An 18,650-nucleotide genomic window follows, 5' to 3' on the forward strand; every position below is an offset into this window, starting at 1 on the left:
GGCGCTGCACCGACGCCGTGTCCGGCCTACGCTGGCCGTGAATCCGCAGCCCGAAGGGCGGTTGCGGACAACCGGCGCGACGGAGGGTGTGGGTCGGTGGGTGAGTACGACAGGCTGGAGGCGCTCGACGACAGCTTCCTTCAGCTCGAGAGCCTCGACACGCCGATGCACGTCGGTGCGCTGTCGGTGTTCGACGGTGAGTCGCTGATCGACGACTCCGGTCGTTTCCGCCTGGCCGACGCCCGCGAAACGGTCGCGTCCCGGCTGCATCTCGTCCCACGGTTCCGCAAGCGCCTCATGGAGGTCCCCCTCGGGCTCGGGCGCCCGATCTGGGTCGATGACGACCGGTTCGACGTGGCGTTCCACGTCCGCCTCACGGCGCTTCCCCGACCCGGCACGTGGGAACAGCTCGCGGCGTTGACGACGCGGGTGCAGAGCCAGCTCCTCGACAGGTCGCGTCCGCTCTGGGAGATCTGGTTCGTCGAAGGCCTCGAGGACGGCCGGATCGGGCTGATCCAGAAGACACACCACGCCATGGTCGACGGCGCGTCGGGTGTCGACGTCGCCACGGTGCTACTCGACTTCGATCCCGAGCCCGTACATCTCGACCCGCCCGAGTGGGCACCGGAAGCGGCGCCGTCCCCGGTGGGCCTTCTCGTCGACTCGCTGCGCGAGCAGATCACCGAGCCCAAAGAGCTCGTCGAAAGGGTCGGTGCGGTCGTGCGTGCCCCGGTCCGCGCGGTGGAGCAGGGTCTCGGCCTCGCCAGGTCGATCGGCACGATGATCGGTCGCGATACCGTTGCGCCCCGTACGTCGCTGAACAAAGCGGTCGGGCGCCACCGCTCGTTCGACGTCGTTCGTGTACCCCTGGCCGACGCCAAGTCCGTTCGCGAGGCCCTGGGAGGGACGGTCAACGACGTGGTCCTGGCCGCGGTCGGCGCCGGGCTCGACAGGCTGCTCGAGAGCCGCGGCGAGACCGCCGACCACGTCCGGGCGATGATCCCCGTGTCGGTTCGCTCCGACGAGGAGAACCTGCAACTCGGCAACCGCGTCTCCGCGATGTTCGTGAACCTACCCACATCCACGCCGGGCCCGGCGGAGCGGCTCGACGCCGTCCGCGAGGTGACGAGCGACCTCAAGGAGAGCCACCAGGCGGTGGGCGCCGAGTTCCTCGTGGGCCTCACCCGCTACGCCGTTCCCACGCTCCTGAACCTCGCGGCCCGGGCGGTGCAGCACCAGCCGTTCTTCAACCTCGTCGTCACGAACGTCCCCGGTCCGCAGCAACCGCTCTACATGCTGGGCGCGCGGATGCTCGAGGCGTTCCCGATCGTCCCGCTCGCGAAGAATCTCACGATCGGGATCGCCATCCTCTCCTACGACGGAGCTCTCGACATCGGTGTGTGGGCCGACAGCGACGCGGCACCCGACGTCGAGGTCCTGAGTGCCGGTATCGAGGACGGCTTCGCCGAACTGCGCAAGGTCGCGGACGAGCGCTCCCCACACCCGGCATGAGCACCGGCGGGGGCTCCCCGATCGCCGCGCGCTCACCCCGCCAGGAGCAGGAGGAGGCCTCCGACGAGATCACCGAGGTCGCGGCCGACGTGATCCGTATGCAGCTCCCTGTCTGGATGCCCGGGCTCGGCCACGTGAACATGTACGGGCTGATCGACGACCAGGGCATCGCCGTCGTCGATCCGGGGCTTCCCGGCCCACGGTCGGTCTCCGTCCTCAGAAAACGGTTGCGGTCCGCGGGTTTCTCGCTCGACCACGTCCACACGATCATCGTCACGCACTCGCACCCCGACCACTTCGGCGCGGCCGGCTACCTGGCCAGGAAGACAGGTGCGCGCCTGGTCACGCACCGCGCCTTCGAGACGTTCGACGTGACGGCCCCACCCGTCGGCCCGTCGGAGGCCGAGGCGGCCGAGGCCGAGGTCGCCTCGATCACGCGCCTCCTCTCCCTCGACCCCGGCGAGATCGCCGCCGACTCGCTCCCCACCGCCGGATCCGCAGCCGGGCCCTGGTCGAACCCCACACCGTGGGGTGAGGACGCCTCGCTGCGCGCCCGCCTGCGCGGGGCGGTCATCCGCGCGTTCCGCCGGCTCGTGACGCCCCCCGAGCCCACCCACCGCGTCCGCCACGACGATGTCCTGACTCTCGGAGGGCGCGAGTGGCGTGCGGTCTACACGCCCGGTCACACCCCTGACCACCTGTGCCTCTTCGACCCCGACAGCGGCGCACTCCTCGCCGGCGACCACGTCCTCCCCACGATCACGCCCCACATCGCGGGTATGGCCGAGGGCTTCGACACGCTCGACGCCTACCTCGCCACCCTCGACCACGTCGCGCAGCTCCCCGGTGTGGGCGTGGGGCTTCCGGCGCACGGGCATCCGTTCGACGACGTTCCCGGGCGGGTCGAGGCGATCAAGGAGCACCACGCCGAGCGGATGACCGCCCTTGCCGAGGCAGGCGAGGCTCTGGGGCCGTCCACGGTCCGTGCACTCTCGCGCGAGGTCTTCCCCGAGCGGCACTGGGGTGTGATGGCGGAGTCGGAGACCTTCGCCCACCTTGAGCATCTGGTTCACAGCGGCGGTGCGGCCCGCAGCACGGTGAACGGCCGGTTCGAGTACCGGATGACCGGCGCGCACGGGGAAGGGGAGTAGTGGGGCCCGATCCGGCAGCCGACGTGACCGACGAGGTCACCGAACTGCTCCAGACCCTGATCCGCAACGAGTGTGTCAACGACGGCACGCAGGGCTCGGGGCAGGAGCAGCGCAGCGTCGACACCCTCACCGGTTATCTGGGTGCCGCGGGTCTCGAGTCGGAGACCTACAAGGCCGTCCCGGGTCGCACCAGCCTGGTGAGCCGCATCGAGGGCCGGAATCCCGAGGCGCCGACGCTCCTTCTGATGGGCCACACCGACGTCGTGCCCGTGAGCCCCGAGGGGTGGGACCGCGATCCCTTCGGGGGAGAGGTCGTCGACGGCATGGTCTGGGGCCGTGGCGCCGTCGACATGCTCAACATGACCGCGTCGATGGCGGTCGCCATGAAGCGCCTGGCGGCGTCGGGCTTCACCCCGGAGGGCACACTCGCCTACCTCGCGGTGGCCGACGAGGAGTCACGCGGTGTGTACGGCGCTGACCATCTCGTCCGGCACGAGCACGATGCCGTAGCAGCCGACTACGTCATCACAGAAACGGGCGGCTTCCGCTTCCCCACATCGAGTGGCCCGCGCCTGCCGGTGCTCGTCGGCGAGAAGGGGACGTTCTGGTGCACGCTGCGGATCAGCGGGACCCCCGGGCACGGATCGCAGCCGTTCCGTACCGACAACGCTCTCGTGAAGGCCTCGCGGGTCGTCCAGCGGCTCGCCGACTACGAGCCCACCGCGAGGGTCACCGACATCTGGCGCGAGTTCGTGCGCGGCATCGAACTCCCCGACGAGGCGGCGAAGGTCCTCGCGGACCCCGACCGGCTCGGCGACGACGACACTCTCCCTCTGGGGATGGCGCGGATGGCGCACTCCTCCACGCACACGACGGTCGCACCCACCATCATGCACGGGGGGACCAAGACGAACGTGATCCCCGACCGGGTCGACCTGCGCCTCGACATCCGCACTCTTCCGGGCGACAACGAGGCCGAGGTGCGCGCGATGCTCGACGACGCCCTCGGTGAGCTGGCCGGCGATGTCGAGGTGGTCGAGTACCACGACGACCCGGCCACGGAATCACCCGTCGACACCCCGCTGTGGCACCACCTCGAAACGGTCGCGTCGGAGATGGTGCAGGGCTCGGCGCTGGTTCCGATGCTGATGATCGGCGCCACCGACGCCCGGTTCTTCCGCCGGGCCGGAAGTGTCGCCTACGGCTTCTCACTGTTCTCGGAGCGCCTCGAGTACGACGACTACGCCACGATGTTCCACGGTCACAACGAGAGGGTCGACCAGGAGTCGCTGGCCCTGGCGACAGACCTGTGGCAGCGCGTCGCCCGCGAGGTCGTCGGCACGCCTCAGTAGCTGTCCCTCCGGGGGTGAGGCGTGCACTGATTCGGTGTGTCCGGATCCTGGGACCGTCGGCACGCCTCAGTAGCTGTCCCTCCGGGGGTGAGGCGTGCACTGATTCGGTGTGTCCGGATCCTGGGACCGTCGGCACGCCTCAGTCGCGTTCGCCGCGGAGGTAGCGCTGGAACTCGGCGGCCAGGGCGTCGCCGCTCGGGATGTCGACATCGGACGCTTCGCTGCCCGCGGTGCCCGTGACCGACGCCTCGGCGTCGTATCCCTCCTCGAGCGTACGGATGTAGCTCTCGATCTCGCTGTCGGAGCTCGTGGCCACCTCCACCCGTCGCCTCCAGCCGTCCGCCTCGGTGGCCAGGTCGCCCGTGTCGAGGTGGAGATCGACGGCGGCATCGACGGCATCCAGCAGGGCCACCGTGCAGGGCGGATTCGGCGGTGAGGCCACGTAGTGCGGAACGGGGGCCCACACCGACGCCGCGGCGAAGCCGGCTTCGGTGGCAGCGTGGTGCAGCGCGCCGGTGACGCCTGTGGGACCCTCGTAGTGCGACGTGTGGAGGCGAAGGCGGGCGCTCAGCCCGGCGTCGTGGGCTGCTCCGGTGAGGCGCACAGGCCGCGTGTGGGGTGCCTCGGCGAGGAGAGCGCCGAGCGTGATCACGGTCGTCGATCCCGTGTCGTGGGCGACGGCGAGGACCGCGTCGCAGAAGTCGGACCACACCAGGTTCGGTTCCGGCCCGGTGGCCAGGACGAGGTCGTGGCACGCGCCGTCGACGTGTGCTGCGGCGAAGCCCGTGGTCGGCCACGTCAGGGACTCCATGACCCCGTCGCGCAGCCGGACCTCGGGACGAGCGGCCTGGAAGTCGTAGTACGACGCAGGGTCGAGCGCGGCGAACGACTCGGCGTCGAACCGGCGCGCCAGCCAGGACACAGCGTCTGTGGCGGCGTCGGCGGCGTCGTTCCATCCGCCGAATGCCGCCACGAGCACGGGATCGCGCAGTTCGGGGCGGTTCTCCCACCGGACGGATGGCATGGCCCCAGACTACGGGGCGGGGAACGTCAGCGGTCCGTCGCGGTGGCGTCCTCCACCCACTCGACCGCCGGGTCGGGGGCCGCCTGGCCCAGTGGCCGCACATCCCCGGGCTCGAAGCCTCGTGCGACACGCAGGAAGCTCACCCACCACACGGCGGCAGCGAGGCCCGAGGCGACCGCCAGGCCGACGGCCCCGCCCTCCTCACCGCCGAGAACGGCGCCGACAGCGCTCCCTCCGACGATCACGGGAATCAGCGCGATCCGTGCCACCAGACCCTGGCGCGCGGCGGCGAGGGAGCGGAGGCCGTTGACCGCCGCGATGGCGACGCCGTTGGCCGCCATGAGGGCGATGGTGGGCACCATGACACCCCGCGCGTCGTCCCAGGTGTCGCCGAGCAGCTCTGTACCGAACGAATCCGGGATGATCAGGAGCACCGCACCGACCACGGCGGCAGCTGCGGCGAGGACGAGCGCCACCGCGACGGAGAGCCGCACGACCCCTCTGCTTCCACGTGCCGCGAGGCGTGCCCCTTCGGGTACTGCGACGAGACGCGACCCGAGATAGAGGACGTTGACGGGGCCGAGCAGGACCTGCGCGCCGCGGATCCCGGCAACGGCGTCGAGCCCGACGATGGCGGTGATCACGAACAACGCCACGTAGGTGGAGCCCACCTGCGCCCCGAAGTCGAGAGCGAATGGTCCGCCCAGGTCGAGATGACGGCGTGCCCACGGGAGACCGGCCCGTAGCTCGGGTACCGCACCGGCCTGGATACATCCGAGAACAGCGGCGATGTTGGCGGACAGTCCCCAGGCCAGAATCAGGATCCCGACCGATGGATCGCCCACACCGACGAGCACGGACACGGCCCCGAGTTGGACGATGGCCCACACGAGGTCGTTGGCGGCGGCGCGTTCGGGTCGTCCCTCGGCGACGAAGATGAAGCGCCACATGTCCTGAAGCACCAGTCCCGGCATACAGATCCCGAGAGCGAGGAACACGCGCGCCGTGTCCCCGTCGTCGGCGGCGCCGATGAGAAGAAGCACGAGGCCGGTCGCAGCTCCGGCAATGAGGCCCGCTCCCGCGGCACACCGCGCCGCCGAGCGCCGGCTGCTCTCGTCGACCGCACTGAAGCGCACCGCGAAGGGCTCGGCGACGATTCCCCGAACCACGCCGAGGACGGCGAGGTACACGAGGATCGCGATGGCGAAGGCCCCGAAGGCCGACTCGCTCACGCTGCGCGCCACGAGCACGGTGAGTGCGAAGTTCGTGAGGGACGACAACCCCTGGTCGACGACCGCCCAGGTACTGCGGGCGGCGACTCCGCGAGCCGTGGAGGGTCGGTCCCGGGTGGTCGTCACGGACCGGACGCTACCGGGGCGCTCAGATCCCACCGCTGACCGCCAGGCCCAGCGCAGCGGCACCAACGGCGAGAGCAGCGCTGCCGAGTGCATACGCCCCCGCACGGACGGCCCGTCGGTTCTCGACGAGCCGGACGGTCTCGACGGCGTGGGTCGACAGTGTCGTGTAGCCGCCCAGGAACCCGGCGGCGACCACCGACTCCACCGATTCGCCCAGTCCGTGCTCGGTGGCGAGACCCACGACGACGCCCGCCGCCAGTGATCCGGTGACGTTGACCAGCGCCGTACCCCACGGGAACCCGTGCCCGAGCCGGGTGGTCACGGCGCGCTCCAGCGTGAAGCGGGCGGCAGCACCGAGCGCGCCGCCCAGGGCCACAGCGACGGCCGTCATGACTCCCCCTCGTCGGGAACCGGCGCGCCACCGCGCCAACCGGCGACGAACAGGCCCGCCGTGGCGGCGAGGGCTCCACCGATGAGTGTCAGTGTGACGTACGCCGCGGCTCCGCCAACGTTGCCGGCATCGACCATGAGGACCGTCTCGACGGCAAAGCCCCCGAACGTGGTGAGCGCGCCCAGCAGTCCGATGCCCAGCAGTGGCCGAAGCCAGGTTCTGTCAGCGGCGCCGGCAACGACCTCCACGAGGACGCCGAGAAGCAGCGCGCCGGTGAGGTTGATGGCGAGTGTCGATGCAGGGAAGTCGCCGCGGGTGACGACCCAGGCCTCGAGCAGCTCGAAGCGGAGAAACGCCCCGACCGCCCCTCCGAGCGCGACGAGAGCGAGTTGTCGTCGTTGCACGCCCGGGGTCAGTTGCGGAGCGCCGGCATCGACGAGTTGCGCGCGATGTCGAGCGCCGCGTTGATCAACTGTGGAACGAGGTCACCCATGGCCTCGAACCCCTCACCGACCGTCTTGCCCTGGAGAAACCGTGCGTGGATCCCCTCCACGATGACAGCGAGCTTGTACGCGCCGAGCGCCACGTAGAAGTCGAGATCATCGACGGCGCGCCCGGTGGTCGCCGCATAGCGGTCGACGGCCTCGTCGCTCGTGAGGAAGCCGGCCTCGGACGACAGGATGGCGCCGGTTGCGACCACCTGGGCGTCGGGAACACCCCAGTAGAGGAGGAACATGCCGAGGTCGGCGAGCGGGTCGCCCAAGGTCGCCATCTCCCAGTCGAGAACCGCTGCGATCGTGCCGGCGTCGTCGGGATCGAGCATCGTGTTGTCGAGGCGGTAGTCGCCGTGGACGATCGACGGGGCCCCCGACACCGGAAGAGCGGCGTTCAGGCGGCGTTCGAGATCGTCGAGGCCGGGCAGCTCCCGGGTCTGGGAGGCTTCGCGTTGTTTGGCGAAGCGACGCAGTTGGCGCTCGACGTACCCGTCGGGCCTCCCGAAGTCGCCGAGACCCACTGCGTCGTAGTCGACGGCGTGGATGCGGGCGAGGACGTCGACGAGCTGCTCGGAGCAGCGGCGTGCATCCTCGACGCTGAGGCGCCCGATGTCGTCGGGGTCCCGGAGGATGCGACCGCGTACTTCCTCCATGACGTAGAACGGCGCGTCGTTCACGGTGTCGTCCTCGCAGAGGGCGAGGGCGACGGGTACGGGAACGTCGGTGTCGGCCAGCGCCGAGATCACCCGGTACTCACGTGCCATGTCGTGCGCCGTGGGGAGTACGTGGCCGAGAGGCGGCCGACGGAGAACCCACCGGTTCGTCCCGTCGGTGATTCGGTAGGTGAGGTTGGAGCGCCCGCCGGAGATGAGCTCCGCGCTGAGCGGCCGGTTACCCGACGCGCCGTCGACGTGCGCGCCGAAGTAGGCGGTCAGGGATTCGAGATCGACACCTTCGGGACCCACCACGGCCTCCGGTCAGCGACGCGACACCGTGTCGGTGCAGCGTAGGCGAGGCGCGTCGCGGAGGTCAGGCGATGCGTGCCTCGCGGGGCTTGACCGGGCGGCCGTTGCCCCGTGGGTACCGGGCCACGCGACCGACAGGCATGTCGACGCGAAAGCCCGCTGCTGCGCGCTCCTCTTCGGACTCGCCACCCCAGAAGCCGTACTCGCGGTTCTCGCGGGCCCAGTCGCGGCACGACTCGACGACCGCGCACTCCTGGCAGATGGAACGGGCGCGTCCCTCACGCACGACGCGCGCCTCGGGACGCTCGCCGGGGGGAGCGAAGAAGAGCTCGGTCTGCCCGATGCACTCGGCGTCCTCGGTCCAGGCGAGCGGCCCGGTGAAGATCATGTCGGAAACGGCTTCAGCCGCCACGGCGGTCCTCCTGTGTGCTTCTGGGGAAGCGGTCTTCGTCGGTGTCGGGCCCGGTGGTGGGGGTTTCCGACCCGGAACCTAGTGAATCATTTCTCATGACAATCTGTCCAACGATCCTGAGCGATATAGTCCATCTACAACACAGATACCAAGGCGTTGATAACAGTCTATATACGATCAGAAAGGATATTCATGGAAATTCGGCACCTGGAGGCCCTGCTGGCGATCGACGAGCACGGCTCCTTCACGGCAGCGGCGGACGCCCTGCGAACCGTGCAGTCGAACGTCTCGGAGCAGGTCCGCCAACTCGAGGCGGAGCTCGGCGTGCCGCTGCTCGTGCGCAACCGGCGGGGTGCCGAGCCCACCGAGTTCGGCGTCGTGGTCCTGGAGCGGGCCCGCCGTGTGCGACGGGAGATCGAGGCGCTCCGGGCGGACCTCTCCATGCTCCAGGGCCTGGAGGCGGGGTACGCCACCGTGGGTGTCGTGGGGACGATCAGCAGCTGGCTCGTGCCGAGCCTCGTCGACGACCTGGCCGAGGAGGCACCGGGCGTCCGGCTCCGCGTGAGCGAGGGCTCCTCGGAGCGGCTGGCGGCCCACGTCGCCGGGCGTGAGCTGGCGCAGGCGGTCGTCACAGAGCCCGTCGACGATTCGCGCCTCGTCGTGGAGACGATCCTGACCGAGGACCTCATCGGCGTGGTCCCTGCCGACGCCGACGTCGGGGGTGAGCCCGTCGATCTCGCCGCGCTGGCGGGCCTCCCGTTCATCATGCCGCCGGTCGAGAACCCGCTCCGGTCCGAAGTGGAGAAGGCGGCCTCCGAGATGGGCCTGGCGCTCGACGTCCGCCTCGAGGTGGAGGGGATCCGGCTGATCATGGACCTCGTGGGCTCCGAGCGCGGGGCCGCCGTCCTGCCCGAGATGGCACTCCCCGAGCGACTCGAGGGCCTGCGGGCGGTGAGGATCGCCGGCATGCCCCCGCGACGGCTGGCGCTCGTCGCCGCCCGTGACGCCTACCTCTCCATGGCCGACCAGGCGGTGGGTGACTCGGTGCGGCGCCTGGTGGCCCGCGTCGCCGGCGGGTCGTTCCATCGGCACCGACAGGAAGAGAAGTCGTCGCCGTCCACGTGAGCCGGTAGGTTCTCCGGCGTAGGGTGCGGGACGCGACACCAGGAGGACATCGTGGCCGACCTCGATCGTACTGGCGGGAGTGGCATCAGCCCGAAGCTCGTGGTCTTCGGGATACTCGCCGTTCTCCTCGTGTGGTTCATGCTCATCAACACCGAGTCGGTGTCGGTGTCGTGGATCTTCGGCACCAGCGAGATCCCCCTCATCTGGGTGATCGTCGGCTCGGCCGTGCTTGGCGCCGTCATCGGGTGGATCTTCACCCTCACCCGCCGCGGCCGGGACTGACCCGGCGCCCCGAGGCCTCCCCTTCAGGTCGACGCGTCGGGTGTCGGGGCCGCGACCGTGGCCGGATCGGATTCCCCGGCGGGCTGGCGCCGTCCCGCACGCGTGATGAGGCGCGCGACGCCGTAGCCGATCGCCAGCACGACAGCACCCCCCACGGCGTCGAGGATGTAGTGGTTGCCCGTGAGGACGATGGCGATGATCGTCATCACGGGATACGCCACGAACAACGCCCTCACCCAGCGCCGCTGCACCCGCGGGAACATCGCGGCCGCGCACCACAATGCCCACGCCACGTGCACGCTGGGCATGGCGGCGAACTGGTTGGACACCTCGGCGACGGCGCCGCTGTTGAACGACCAGAACGTCGGGTACTGGGCCAGGGTGTCGGCGAAGCCGTAGTCGGCGCCGCCGAGCGTGTCGAGCAGTCTCGGTGGCATGAGCGGCCAGAAGATGAAGCCGAGGAGCGCAATCGATGTCGTGATGGCGAGCGTGTTGCGCCACAGGGGGTAGTCGTCACTCCAGCGCCGGAACAGGTAGATGCCGACCCCCGCCGTGGCCACGAAGTGCAGCGAGCCGTAGAAGTAGTTCATGGCGATGATGAGCGGACGGAAGCTCTGGGCCCAGTCCTGGAGCGTCTCCTCCACGAAGATCCCCATCGACCGCTGGAACTCGATGAGCGTCTCGGCGTTGTGGAGCGCCGCGGTCTGCCCACCCTCGTTGGCGTTCCGGATGGCGGAGTACACGAGGTAGAAGGCGAGAATCGCCAGGATCTCCACCCACCAGTAGATCGTGGAGCCGTCCCGGAGGTGGCGTCCGGCGAAGAGGTTCCGTCTCGTGCGCACGGTCATGGTCGGGTCGTCAGCTCGTGGGTGTCTTCGTGCCGTGGCCGACGGCGAACGAGGGCGCGCCGAGGAGGCTCGCGAGCAGTAGCAGGCCGTACCAGATCAGTCCGAGTGCCACGGCCTGGGAGGTTGTCACGCCGAAGGGGTGGAGGAACAGGACCAGCGCCGCTTCCCGGATCCCCAGGCCGCTCAGGGAGATCGGGAGCACCTGGAGCATGGCCACTGCGGGGCCGACGGCGAGGACGGCGGTGGCCGGCACGGGGAGCTCCAGCATCCGCACCGCCGCGTACAGCACGACCATCGCCGAGGCCTGGTAGAGCAGTGACGCGCCCAGCACCCCGGCGGCGTGGCGCGGCCGACGGCGGAGACGGTCGACGCCGATGTGGACGGCGCCGATGAAACGCATCCAGTTGTCGTGCGCGGCGAAGCGGCCGGCGAGGCGCGGGTGCCCCGACGCGTAGAGGATCAGGCCCAGGAGCACGATCACCACGACATCGATGAGAAGAGCCACCCTGCCGCTGCGGACGTCGAGAAGCGACGGCCGGAGCACCAGGCCGGCCAGGGAGAGGACCGGAAGGGCCATGAACCCGGTGAGCCGTTCGAGCACCACCGACGAGAAGGCCATCTCGCTCGATCCCGTCGTGGCGGTGGCGCGGGAGATCCGCAGAACGTCTCCACCGATGGTGGACGGGAGGACGTTTCCGAGGAACTGGCCGGCGAAGTAGTGGTTCAGAAGCGTCCGGTACCGCACGCTGAGCCCGAACGCCGTGAAGACCTGCTTCCACCGGAACGCGCCCAGAGCGATCGACCCGATCGCGGCGAGGACGCCGACGATGATGGCGAGGACGGACAGGGCCGCGGATCGTCCCTCGGGGAGCACGCTGCCGAGGTGGATCCGCGACAGGAGGATCCCGAGGATGACGAAGCTGATGCCGATCCGCAGCCACAGGCCCCAGACGGACCGTCGGTCCGCGTGCTCGGTCGCCGTCATCGCCCCAGGTTACGGTCGTGGCGCCCGGCACCGGTTGCCGCGGCACCCGCCGGGTTCCGAGTCTTTCGGGCCCTCGCGGGCCGGGGGCCGAGGGGGGTAGGCGTGCGGGTCGACACGGACGACGGCGTCGGTCTCGATGTCGACGTGCGCGGTGACGGCCCGGGACTCGTCCTGGTACACGGCTTCGGTGGCTGCGCCGAGGACTTTGCCGGCCACCGGGACTCCTTCGGCCGGGCCCACACGGTCGTGACCTTCGACCACCGCGGCCACGGACGGAGCGAGGGCCCGGCGGGCGTCGACTACTCCCTCGACCGCCTCGTGACGGACGTCCTCTGCGTTGCCGACCACGTGGGCCTCGACCGGTTCCACCTCCTCGGGTACTCGATGGGCGGGATGGTGGCTCGACGTCTGGCGCTCCGGTTTCCGGACCGACTCGAGTCGCTCGTGCTGATGAACACGAGTGGCGGCCCCACGCAGATGATGGACGTCGACCTCTTCGAGCTCGGCGCCGGGCTCGTCGAGACCGAGGGGATGGCGGCGCTCAAGACCGTCCTGGACGACACCGACCCGCTGGGCGTGCAGTCGCTCGACCTCCTCGACGACGAGAGCCCCGCCCACCGGGAGTTCCTCCGCTGGAGATGGGAGTCGCTCAGCCCCGCCATGTACGCCGCGATGCTGCGCGAGCTCCCCGTGCAACCCGACGACCACGATGCGCTGCGGGGTCTGCGCTTGCCGGTTCTCGCCATCGCCGGTGAGCACGACCGGGAGTTCCTCGAGCCCACGCGCCGCCTGGCCGACGTGATCGGTGGCGCCCGGTTCGTGGCGCTGCCGGGCGCAGGCCACGCACCGCAGTTCGAGGCGCCGGACCTGTGGTTCGACGCCGTGTCCGCGTTTCTCACCGATCTCGGGGTCCCCGACCCGTCCTGATCATGGCAGCGCTCCGGCCGCCGGTCGCCGGGCCGGCCGGGTGATAGACACGGCCCGCACACCGACGGCGAGCTCCGGGGGCGACGATGCAGGGCAGTGGCGGGCGACTGGCGGCCGAGGTCCTCCAGCGGTGGGGCGTCGACTGCCTCTTCACCTTGTCGGGAGGTCACCTGTTCCCTCTCTACGACGGTTGCGTGCAGGTGGGGATCGACCTGGTGGACACACGCCACGAGCAGACCGCCGCGTTCGCCGCGGAGGGGTGGGCGAAGGTCACACGGCGCCCCGGCGTGGCAGCACTCACCGCGGGCCCCGGCGTCACCAACGGGGTGAGTGCCATCACGTCCGCCTTCAACACCGGTTCACCCGTCACGGTCATCGGTGGGCGCGCTCCCGAGGCGCGCTGGGGCACAGGCGCCCTCCAGGAGATGGATCACGTTCCCGTGGTCACCAGCATCACCAAGCGGGCGGGAACGTCCCGCGAGACCGCGTCCATCCCCGGTGACCTCGACGCGGCGCTCCGTGCCGCCACGACTCCACACCGCGGCCCCACGTTCCTCGACATCGGGCTCGACGTGTTCTTCGCGGAGGCCGACGTCGACGTGCCTCCCGAGCCGCCGCACGCGATCACTCCGGGAAGTGAGCCCGACCCCTCGCAGATCGAGACCGTGGCCTCCCTCGTGGCCGAGGCGGAGCGGCCGGTACTGCTCGTCGGTGGTGATGTCTACTGGGCGCACGCCGAAGAGGCGATGCGTCACTTCGCCGAGACCGCGCAGGTCCCCGTCCTCGTCAACGGGCTGGGCCGTGGAACCATCCCCGCCGACGACCCGCTGGCGTTCTCACGTGCGCGATCCGCAGCTCTCGGCGACGCCGATCTCGTGATCGTGGCGGGGACACCCCTCGACTTCCGACTGGGATTCGGTTCCTTCGGCGAGGCACGAGTCGTGCACCTGGCCGACTCGGCCGACGGCATCGCGGGGCACGCGACACTCGCAGCGTCCGTGGCGGGCGACCTGGTGCTCACGTTCGAGGGGCTGACAGCCGCCGTCGTCGAGGGCCCTACGATCGACCATGCCGCCTGGGTGTCGACGCTTCGCTCCGAGGAGTCGGCGCGTCGGGAGGCTGACGACGAGGCGCTGTGGTCCGACGCCGTCCCGATCCACCCGCTCCGTGTGTTCGGCGAGCTGAGAGAGCACCTCGACCGGGATGCGATCGTGATCGGTGACGGAGGCGACTTCGTGTCGTATGCGGGGAAGTACGTCGACACGTTTCAGCCCGGGTGCTTCCTCGATCCCGGCCCGTACGGGTGCCTGGGGACGGGGCTCGGCTACTCCATCGCAGCGGCGCTGGCGCACCCCGACCGCCAGGTCGTCCTCCTCCTCGGCGACGGGGCCGCGGGCTTCTCGCTCATGGACTTCGACACGCTCGTGCGGTTCGGTCTGCCGGTCGTGGCCGTCGTCGGCAACAACGGCATCTGGGGGCTCGAGAAGCACCCGATGCAACTCGTGTACGGCTACGACGTCGCGGCCGAGCTCCGGCCGGGCACCCGCTACGACCTCGTCGCCGAGGCGCTCGGCGCCCACGGCGACCTCGTGGAGGAGCCCGCCGAGATCGGCCCGGCTCTCGAGCGGGCGTTCGCGGTCGACGGCCCGGCGCTCGTGAACGTCCTCACCGACCCCGCCGACGCCTACCCGCGCTCGTCGAACCTGGCGTAGAGAACAGACTAGGAGGACTCGAGGCGGCGGAGGAACTCGTCGCGGCGAACGATCACGCGCTGCACGCGTCCGGCGGCGAGGAGTTGATCGCCGTCGGTGACCGCCACCCGGAACTTGAGACGACGACCGTCGCGGCTCTCGAGGACCGCTTCGGCCGTCACGGCCGCTCCCACGGCCGACGGTGCCAGGTGGTTGATCTGGACGCTCTGGCCGACTGTCGTCGTGCCCTCGTCGGTGTGGCCCCGGAGCGCTTCGACGGTGGCCTCCTCGCACAGGCGGACCACCCGTGGCGTGCCGAGTACCGGCACGTCGCCACTCCCGAGCGCCTCGGCGGTGTCGGAGGGCGTGACCGTGTGTCGCACGGTGGCCGTGAGGCCGGGTTCGGGTGGCACGACGTGCAGGCTACGCAGTGCGAGCGGACTCGGCACATGTCACGACGGGGGTTCGGGACCATGACATCGGGTTTCCTAGGATCAGGGCCATGACAGCCGCCGCGAAGCTCAAGATTGTCCACTTCTGGATCGACGGATCCCCGGTGAAGCCGGGCAAGTCCGACCTCTACATCGCCGTCCGACAGCCCGACGGTGACCGCCCCGAGCATCTCGAGTGGGAGGTGCGCGTCGACTCCGACGAGTTCCTCCATGAGCCGACGGGAGACCACCGCGTCGAGGTCGAGGTCGAGGGGGGGATCAGGATGCAGGGTCTGGCATCGCTCGGCGACTACGAGGGAACGCACATGGTGTTCCGGGGAATCGGCGAGCTCCACGGCTTCGATCCCGAGCAGCAGTTCGCCGGCTGACCGGTGCCTCCCGCCGGCCGGGCCACTCTCGAACCGGCGGTCGTCCTCCATCCGCACCTGGGCGATCCCGTCCCCCCGGGCCGGGTGCGCGTCGACATGCACATGCACACGATGTACTCGGGCGACGCGGTCACGACACTCGACGAGGTGGCCGAACGTGTCGAGAGCGCGGGGATCGACGTCCTCTGCGTCACGGACCACAACTCGGTGAAGGGCGCCGTCGCGGCGGTGGAGCGCGACGTCGGCTGCCGGGTCGTCATCGGCGAGGAGCTGCGCACGACGCAAGGTGAGATCATCGGGCTCTTCCTGAACGACCACGTTCCCATCGGCCTCACACCGCACGAGGCCGCGACGAGAATCCGCGATCAGGGTGCGCTGGTGTACGTTCCCCACCCCTTCGACCCGATGCGCCGCCCACTCCACCCCGAGGCGATCGACGAGCTCGTCGCCGACGGTCTCGTCGACGCCTTCGAGGTCTTCAACGCCAAGGTGGGCCTCCGGAGCCTCAACGACCGTGCGGCGTCCTACGCCGCCGAGCACGACCTCGCGGCCGGTGCGGGCTCCGACGCCCACGATCCCGCCTCGCTGGGCGCCGCCTTCGTGACGATGCCCGACTTCGACGGCCCGCAGGGGTTCCTGACCGCACTGCGCGAGGCGACCGTCACCGGCCACCATTTCGACCGGGCGCGGACCTGGTCGCCCCGCGTCATCCCCCGAGACATCTAGTTCACGGCGAGCACCGTGCCGCACACGGGCGCGGCCACGAGCAGGTAGACGGCGAACGGCCGCAGCGAGTGCGTGCGCACGTACCGGAGCAGGTACACGACGGCGACGTATCCCGAGACGGCCGCCGCCACGAAGCCGGCGAGTACGGAGGCGGTGAGCTCGAACTCACCCCCTGTCACGTCGGGGATCTGAAGAACCGTCGCTCCCAGGATCGCCGGGATCGCAAGCAGGAACGAGAAGCGGGTCGCCTCCTCGCGTGTGACGCCCGACACCAGGCCCGCGCATATGGTCAGTCCCGACCGGGAGAGCCCCGGCGTGATGGCGGCGGCCTGTGCGGCCCCGATGCCGATCGAGCGCCGTGCGTCCACGGGCCTTCCGGCGTTGCCCGCAGCCACGAGACGGTCGCCGATGTGCTCGGCGCCCAGGATGACCAGGGCCGTCACGACCCAGAAGCCGACGGCCCATCCGGGACGCTCGAAGAGATCCTCGAAGAAGCCCTCCAGGGTGATGCCGACGAGGGCGGCCGGGACGCTCCCGAGGGCGAGCAGCCCGATGGTGATCCGGGCCCGGCGGGGGTCGGGGCCACCGCCGAACAGCCCGGCGGCGAGCGCCCGGAGGTCGCGCCGGAACGCCACCACGACTGCCAGCAGCGTCCCGAGGTGCAGGACGAGGTCGAAGGTCAGCGACGGCTGGTCCCAGCCGAACATGGCCGGGACCACGACGAGGTGGCCGCTCGAGGAGATGGGGAGGAACTCGGTGAGACCCTGCACAACACCGAGAACGATGTCCTGAAGCACGCGTCCTCCCGGTGCGACCGCCGAGCGCCCACGCTAACGAGCATCGTGGCCCTCCGGCCGGATCCGGCGAACCGCCTGCGGGGCGCAGGCGGACACGACGCCACTACGCTGCCTGCCTGCGATGATGACCGAGAGTGTCCGCCGGCCCCACGGCATGTTCCGCACGACCGTGAAGCAGATCGCGCGGTGGCCGGTCGTCGGCCTCTTCGCCGTGCTGGCGCTGGTGCTCGGATTCATCGGCTGGAGCGACTACTACAACGCCCGCCCCGACATCACGCAGTCCTTCTGGGACATCATGTACCAGGACGTCCAGCTGTTCTTCCTCCAGAGCGGCTACGTACCGGGCCCGATGCCCGTGGTGTTGGAGATCGCCCGGTTCCTGGCCTTCGGTGTGGCGGCCTTCGCCGCTGTGAAGGGCGTGGCGATGCTCGCCCGCGACCGGGTGGCGGCGGTCCGCCGGCGGTTTCTCCGAGACCACACCGTGATCGTCGGCCTGGGCGAGAAGGGGCGTCTCCTGGCCGAGGGCTTCGTGGCCCAGGGTGCGAAGGTCGTGGGCATCGAGGCGAACGCCAACGACGAGGCCATACCCGAGCTGCGCGAGATGGGCGTGAACGTGCTGATCGGCGACGGGACCGAAGGTACGATTCTCCGCTCGGCCGGTGTGGAGCGGGCCGCCCACGTGATCGCCGTCACGGCCGACGACGCCGCCAATGCGGAGATCGCCACGCGCATCCCCTCCCTGGTGGAGAGCCGGACGGGAGCGGCGCTCGAATGTGTCGTCCACGTCGTCGACGCGGATCTCGGCGCGCTGCTCCGCCTCGACGCGGTGTCGTCGCGCTCCGACGCCACGTCACGGCTCGACTTCTTCAACGTGCCCGAGTCGGGGGCGCGTCTGCTCCTCGAGCGCCTGCCTCCCGAGGATCTCGGCCGGGACCCCGACGTCCTCGTCATCGGTGACGGGCCCCTCGCGCGTCAGGTGGATCTCCAGGCCCGTCGGCGCCTCGCCGGTGCGGGCAGCATCACGGTCGCTCCGACGGTCGCCGATGCGTCCTTCACGGGTGTCGATGCCGTGTACGTGTGCCCGCGCGACGAGGCCACCGCCGTGGCCGACACCCTCACCGTCCGCTCGGCGCTGCGCCAGAACCCCGTCCCGGTCATGACGGCACTGCGTCGCTTCGGCGGTCTCGCCGACCTCCTCGACCACAGCGACGACATGGTCGAGGAGCGTGGGCGCAGCGAGATACACGCCGTGGCGGTTCTCGACGAGACGTGCCGACCGAACGTGGTGCTGGGCGGGACCTACGAGATGCTGGCGCGCGCGATCCACGCCCGGTACGTCCGAACGCGAGAGGACGAGGGCGTCGCCGCGGGTTCGGAGCCCTCCACGGTCCCCTGGGACGAGCTCGACGATGCGTTGAAGGAGTCGAACCGTGACCAGGCCGCGCACATCGGGGTCAAGCTCCGTGCCGTCGGGCGGGTGCTCGTGCCCATCAGCGACGACGGCGAGCAGGGCCACGACCAGGACGTCTTCAGCGACGACGAGGTCGAGCGACTGGCGATCCTCGAGCACGACCGCTGGGTGGCCGAACGCCGACGCAACGGCTGGACCTTCGCTCCGGGCGAACGCGACGTGGCGCGCAAGACGACTCCGCACCTCGTCGGCTGGGAGGATCTCAGCGAGGAGATCCGCGAGTACGACCGGGTCCCGGTCCGCGAGATGCCACAGTTCCTCGCCGGCGTCGGGTACCGCATCGTCCGGTTGACCGACGACGCCTCGCAACGACCGTAGG

20 protein-coding genes are annotated in these 18,650 nt (G+C 70.3%); 10 read left to right on the forward strand and 10 right to left on the reverse strand.

The window, feature by feature from the left end:
- The first annotated feature begins 96 nt into the window (after positions 1-96).
- The 3 genes from R3A49_13640 to R3A49_13650 are packed head-to-tail and all read left to right on the forward strand — an operon-like array spanning position 97 to position 4,015.
- The gene (locus tag R3A49_13640; protein ID MEZ5171766.1) at positions 97-1,512 is read left to right on the forward strand and encodes a wax ester/triacylglycerol synthase family O-acyltransferase; all 1,416 of its coding nucleotides are present in this window, start codon (positions 97-99) and stop codon (positions 1,510-1,512) included.
- Positions 1,509-2,663 carry an MBL fold metallo-hydrolase gene (locus tag R3A49_13645; GenBank protein ID MEZ5171767.1) on the forward strand — a complete coding sequence of 385 codons (1,155 nt, stop codon included), beginning with the start codon at positions 1,509-1,511 and terminating at the stop codon, positions 2,661-2,663. The genes R3A49_13640 and R3A49_13645 overlap by 4 nt, the downstream gene beginning before the upstream one ends.
- 23 nt (positions 2,664-2,686) lie before the next feature.
- Positions 2,687-4,015 (forward strand): M20/M25/M40 family metallo-hydrolase, encoded by a 1,329-nt coding sequence (locus tag R3A49_13650; GenBank protein MEZ5171768.1) that lies wholly within the window; start codon positions 2,687-2,689, stop codon positions 4,013-4,015.
- Positions 4,016-4,154: 139 nt separating this feature from the next.
- On the opposite strand, the gene R3A49_13655 is transcribed toward R3A49_13650, so the two are convergent.
- The 6 genes from R3A49_13655 to R3A49_13680 all read right to left on the reverse strand — a co-directional run bounded on the left by R3A49_13655 (position 4,155) and on the right by R3A49_13680 (position 8,659).
- Positions 4,155-5,039: a PAC2 family protein gene (locus tag R3A49_13655; protein MEZ5171769.1), complete on the reverse strand. Its 885-nt coding sequence runs from the start codon at positions 5,037-5,039 to the stop codon at positions 4,155-4,157.
- A gap of 26 nt (positions 5,040-5,065) precedes the next feature.
- Positions 5,066-6,397 (reverse strand): hypothetical protein, encoded by a 1,332-nt coding sequence (locus R3A49_13660; protein ID MEZ5171770.1) that lies wholly within the window; start codon positions 6,395-6,397, stop codon positions 5,066-5,068.
- Positions 6,398-6,419: 22 nt separating this feature from the next.
- On the reverse strand, positions 6,420-6,788 hold the full coding sequence (locus R3A49_13665) for a CrcB family protein (protein ID MEZ5171771.1): 369 nt from the start codon (positions 6,786-6,788) through the stop codon (positions 6,420-6,422).
- Complete coding sequence (locus R3A49_13670; GenBank protein ID MEZ5171772.1) at positions 6,785-7,192, reverse strand: CrcB family protein; 408 nt, start codon at positions 7,190-7,192, stop codon at positions 6,785-6,787. The genes R3A49_13665 and R3A49_13670 overlap by 4 nt, the downstream gene beginning before the upstream one ends.
- Before the next feature lie 8 nt (positions 7,193-7,200).
- Positions 7,201-8,247 carry a phosphotransferase family protein gene (locus R3A49_13675; protein MEZ5171773.1) on the reverse strand — a complete coding sequence of 349 codons (1,047 nt, stop codon included), beginning with the start codon at positions 8,245-8,247 and terminating at the stop codon, positions 7,201-7,203.
- Between the two features lie 64 nt (positions 8,248-8,311).
- Complete coding sequence (locus tag R3A49_13680) at positions 8,312-8,659, reverse strand: WhiB family transcriptional regulator (protein MEZ5171774.1); 348 nt, start codon at positions 8,657-8,659, stop codon at positions 8,312-8,314.
- Positions 8,660-8,851: 192 nt separating this feature from the next.
- On the opposite strand from R3A49_13680, the gene R3A49_13685 reads away from it, so the two are divergent.
- Positions 8,852-9,784 (forward strand): LysR substrate-binding domain-containing protein, encoded by a 933-nt coding sequence (locus tag R3A49_13685; protein ID MEZ5171775.1) that lies wholly within the window; start codon positions 8,852-8,854, stop codon positions 9,782-9,784.
- Between the two features lie 51 nt (positions 9,785-9,835).
- Entirely contained in the window at positions 9,836-10,066 is a 231-nt protein-coding gene (locus tag R3A49_13690) for a LapA family protein (protein MEZ5171776.1), read from the forward strand.
- Between the two features lie 23 nt (positions 10,067-10,089).
- On the opposite strand, the gene R3A49_13695 is transcribed toward R3A49_13690, so the two are convergent.
- Both R3A49_13695 and R3A49_13700 read right to left on the reverse strand, forming a co-directional pair.
- A complete protein-coding gene (locus R3A49_13695; GenBank protein MEZ5171777.1) occupies positions 10,090-10,914 on the reverse strand; it encodes a phosphatase PAP2 family protein in 825 nt (274 codons plus the stop codon).
- Positions 10,915-10,924: 10 nt separating this feature from the next.
- Positions 10,925-11,899 (reverse strand): lysylphosphatidylglycerol synthase transmembrane domain-containing protein, encoded by a 975-nt coding sequence (locus R3A49_13700; protein MEZ5171778.1) that lies wholly within the window; start codon positions 11,897-11,899, stop codon positions 10,925-10,927.
- A gap of 102 nt (positions 11,900-12,001) precedes the next feature.
- Between R3A49_13700 and R3A49_13705 the strand changes: the two genes are divergently transcribed.
- Together R3A49_13705 and R3A49_13710 are read left to right on the forward strand one after the other, a co-directional pair.
- Complete coding sequence (locus tag R3A49_13705) at positions 12,002-12,826, forward strand: alpha/beta fold hydrolase (protein MEZ5171779.1); 825 nt, start codon at positions 12,002-12,004, stop codon at positions 12,824-12,826.
- Between the two features lie 86 nt (positions 12,827-12,912).
- Complete coding sequence (locus tag R3A49_13710) at positions 12,913-14,538, forward strand: acetolactate synthase (GenBank protein ID MEZ5171780.1); 1,626 nt, start codon at positions 12,913-12,915, stop codon at positions 14,536-14,538.
- Positions 14,539-14,546: 8 nt separating this feature from the next.
- On the opposite strand, the gene R3A49_13715 is transcribed toward R3A49_13710, so the two are convergent.
- Complete coding sequence (locus R3A49_13715) at positions 14,547-14,930, reverse strand: thioesterase family protein (GenBank protein MEZ5171781.1); 384 nt, start codon at positions 14,928-14,930, stop codon at positions 14,547-14,549.
- Positions 14,931-15,019: 89 nt separating this feature from the next.
- Between R3A49_13715 and R3A49_13720 the strand changes: the two genes are divergently transcribed.
- The gene (locus R3A49_13720; protein ID MEZ5171782.1) at positions 15,020-15,337 is read left to right on the forward strand and encodes a hypothetical protein; all 318 of its coding nucleotides are present in this window, start codon (positions 15,020-15,022) and stop codon (positions 15,335-15,337) included.
- A 3-nt stretch (positions 15,338-15,340) separates the two neighbouring features.
- The gene (locus tag R3A49_13725) at positions 15,341-16,063 is read left to right on the forward strand and encodes a PHP-associated domain-containing protein (protein ID MEZ5171783.1); all 723 of its coding nucleotides are present in this window, start codon (positions 15,341-15,343) and stop codon (positions 16,061-16,063) included.
- Here the strand turns inward: R3A49_13725 and R3A49_13730 are convergent.
- Positions 16,060-16,860 carry an undecaprenyl-diphosphate phosphatase gene (locus R3A49_13730; GenBank protein ID MEZ5171784.1) on the reverse strand — a complete coding sequence of 267 codons (801 nt, stop codon included), beginning with the start codon at positions 16,858-16,860 and terminating at the stop codon, positions 16,060-16,062. The two genes, R3A49_13725 and R3A49_13730, sit on opposite strands and share 4 nt — an antisense overlap.
- Before the next feature lie 124 nt (positions 16,861-16,984).
- On the opposite strand from R3A49_13730, the gene R3A49_13735 reads away from it, so the two are divergent.
- Entirely contained in the window at positions 16,985-18,649 is a 1,665-nt protein-coding gene (locus R3A49_13735; protein ID MEZ5171785.1) for an NAD-binding protein, read from the forward strand.
- Position 18,650 lies beyond the last annotated feature (1 nt).

This window comes from Acidimicrobiia bacterium, assembly GCA_041394025.1.
Lineage (GTDB): Bacteria > Actinomycetota > Acidimicrobiia > IMCC26256 > JAOSJL01 > JAOSJL01.

Bases quoted from the DNA above. Each gene is read 5' to 3' on its own strand.
- R3A49_13655 (MEZ5171769.1), bottom strand. From the start codon at position 5,039: ATGCCATCCGTCCGGTGGGAGAACCGCCCCGAACTGCGCGATCCCGTG.
- R3A49_13695 (MEZ5171777.1), bottom strand. From the start codon at position 10,914: ATGACCGTGCGCACGAGACGGAACCTCTTCGCCGGACGCCACCTCCGG.
- R3A49_13645 (MEZ5171767.1), top strand. From the start codon at position 1,509: ATGAGCACCGGCGGGGGCTCCCCGATCGCCGCGCGCTCACCCCGCCAG.
- R3A49_13665 (MEZ5171771.1), bottom strand. From the start codon at position 6,788: ATGACGGCCGTCGCTGTGGCCCTGGGCGGCGCGCTCGGTGCTGCCGCC.
- R3A49_13710 (MEZ5171780.1), top strand. From the start codon at position 12,913: ATGCAGGGCAGTGGCGGGCGACTGGCGGCCGAGGTCCTCCAGCGGTGG.
- R3A49_13735 (MEZ5171785.1), top strand. From the start codon at position 16,985: ATGACCGAGAGTGTCCGCCGGCCCCACGGCATGTTCCGCACGACCGTG.
- R3A49_13720 (MEZ5171782.1), top strand. From the start codon at position 15,020: ATGACAGCCGCCGCGAAGCTCAAGATTGTCCACTTCTGGATCGACGGA.
- R3A49_13685 (MEZ5171775.1), top strand. From the start codon at position 8,852: ATGGAAATTCGGCACCTGGAGGCCCTGCTGGCGATCGACGAGCACGGC.
- R3A49_13700 (MEZ5171778.1), bottom strand. From the start codon at position 11,899: ATGACGGCGACCGAGCACGCGGACCGACGGTCCGTCTGGGGCCTGTGG.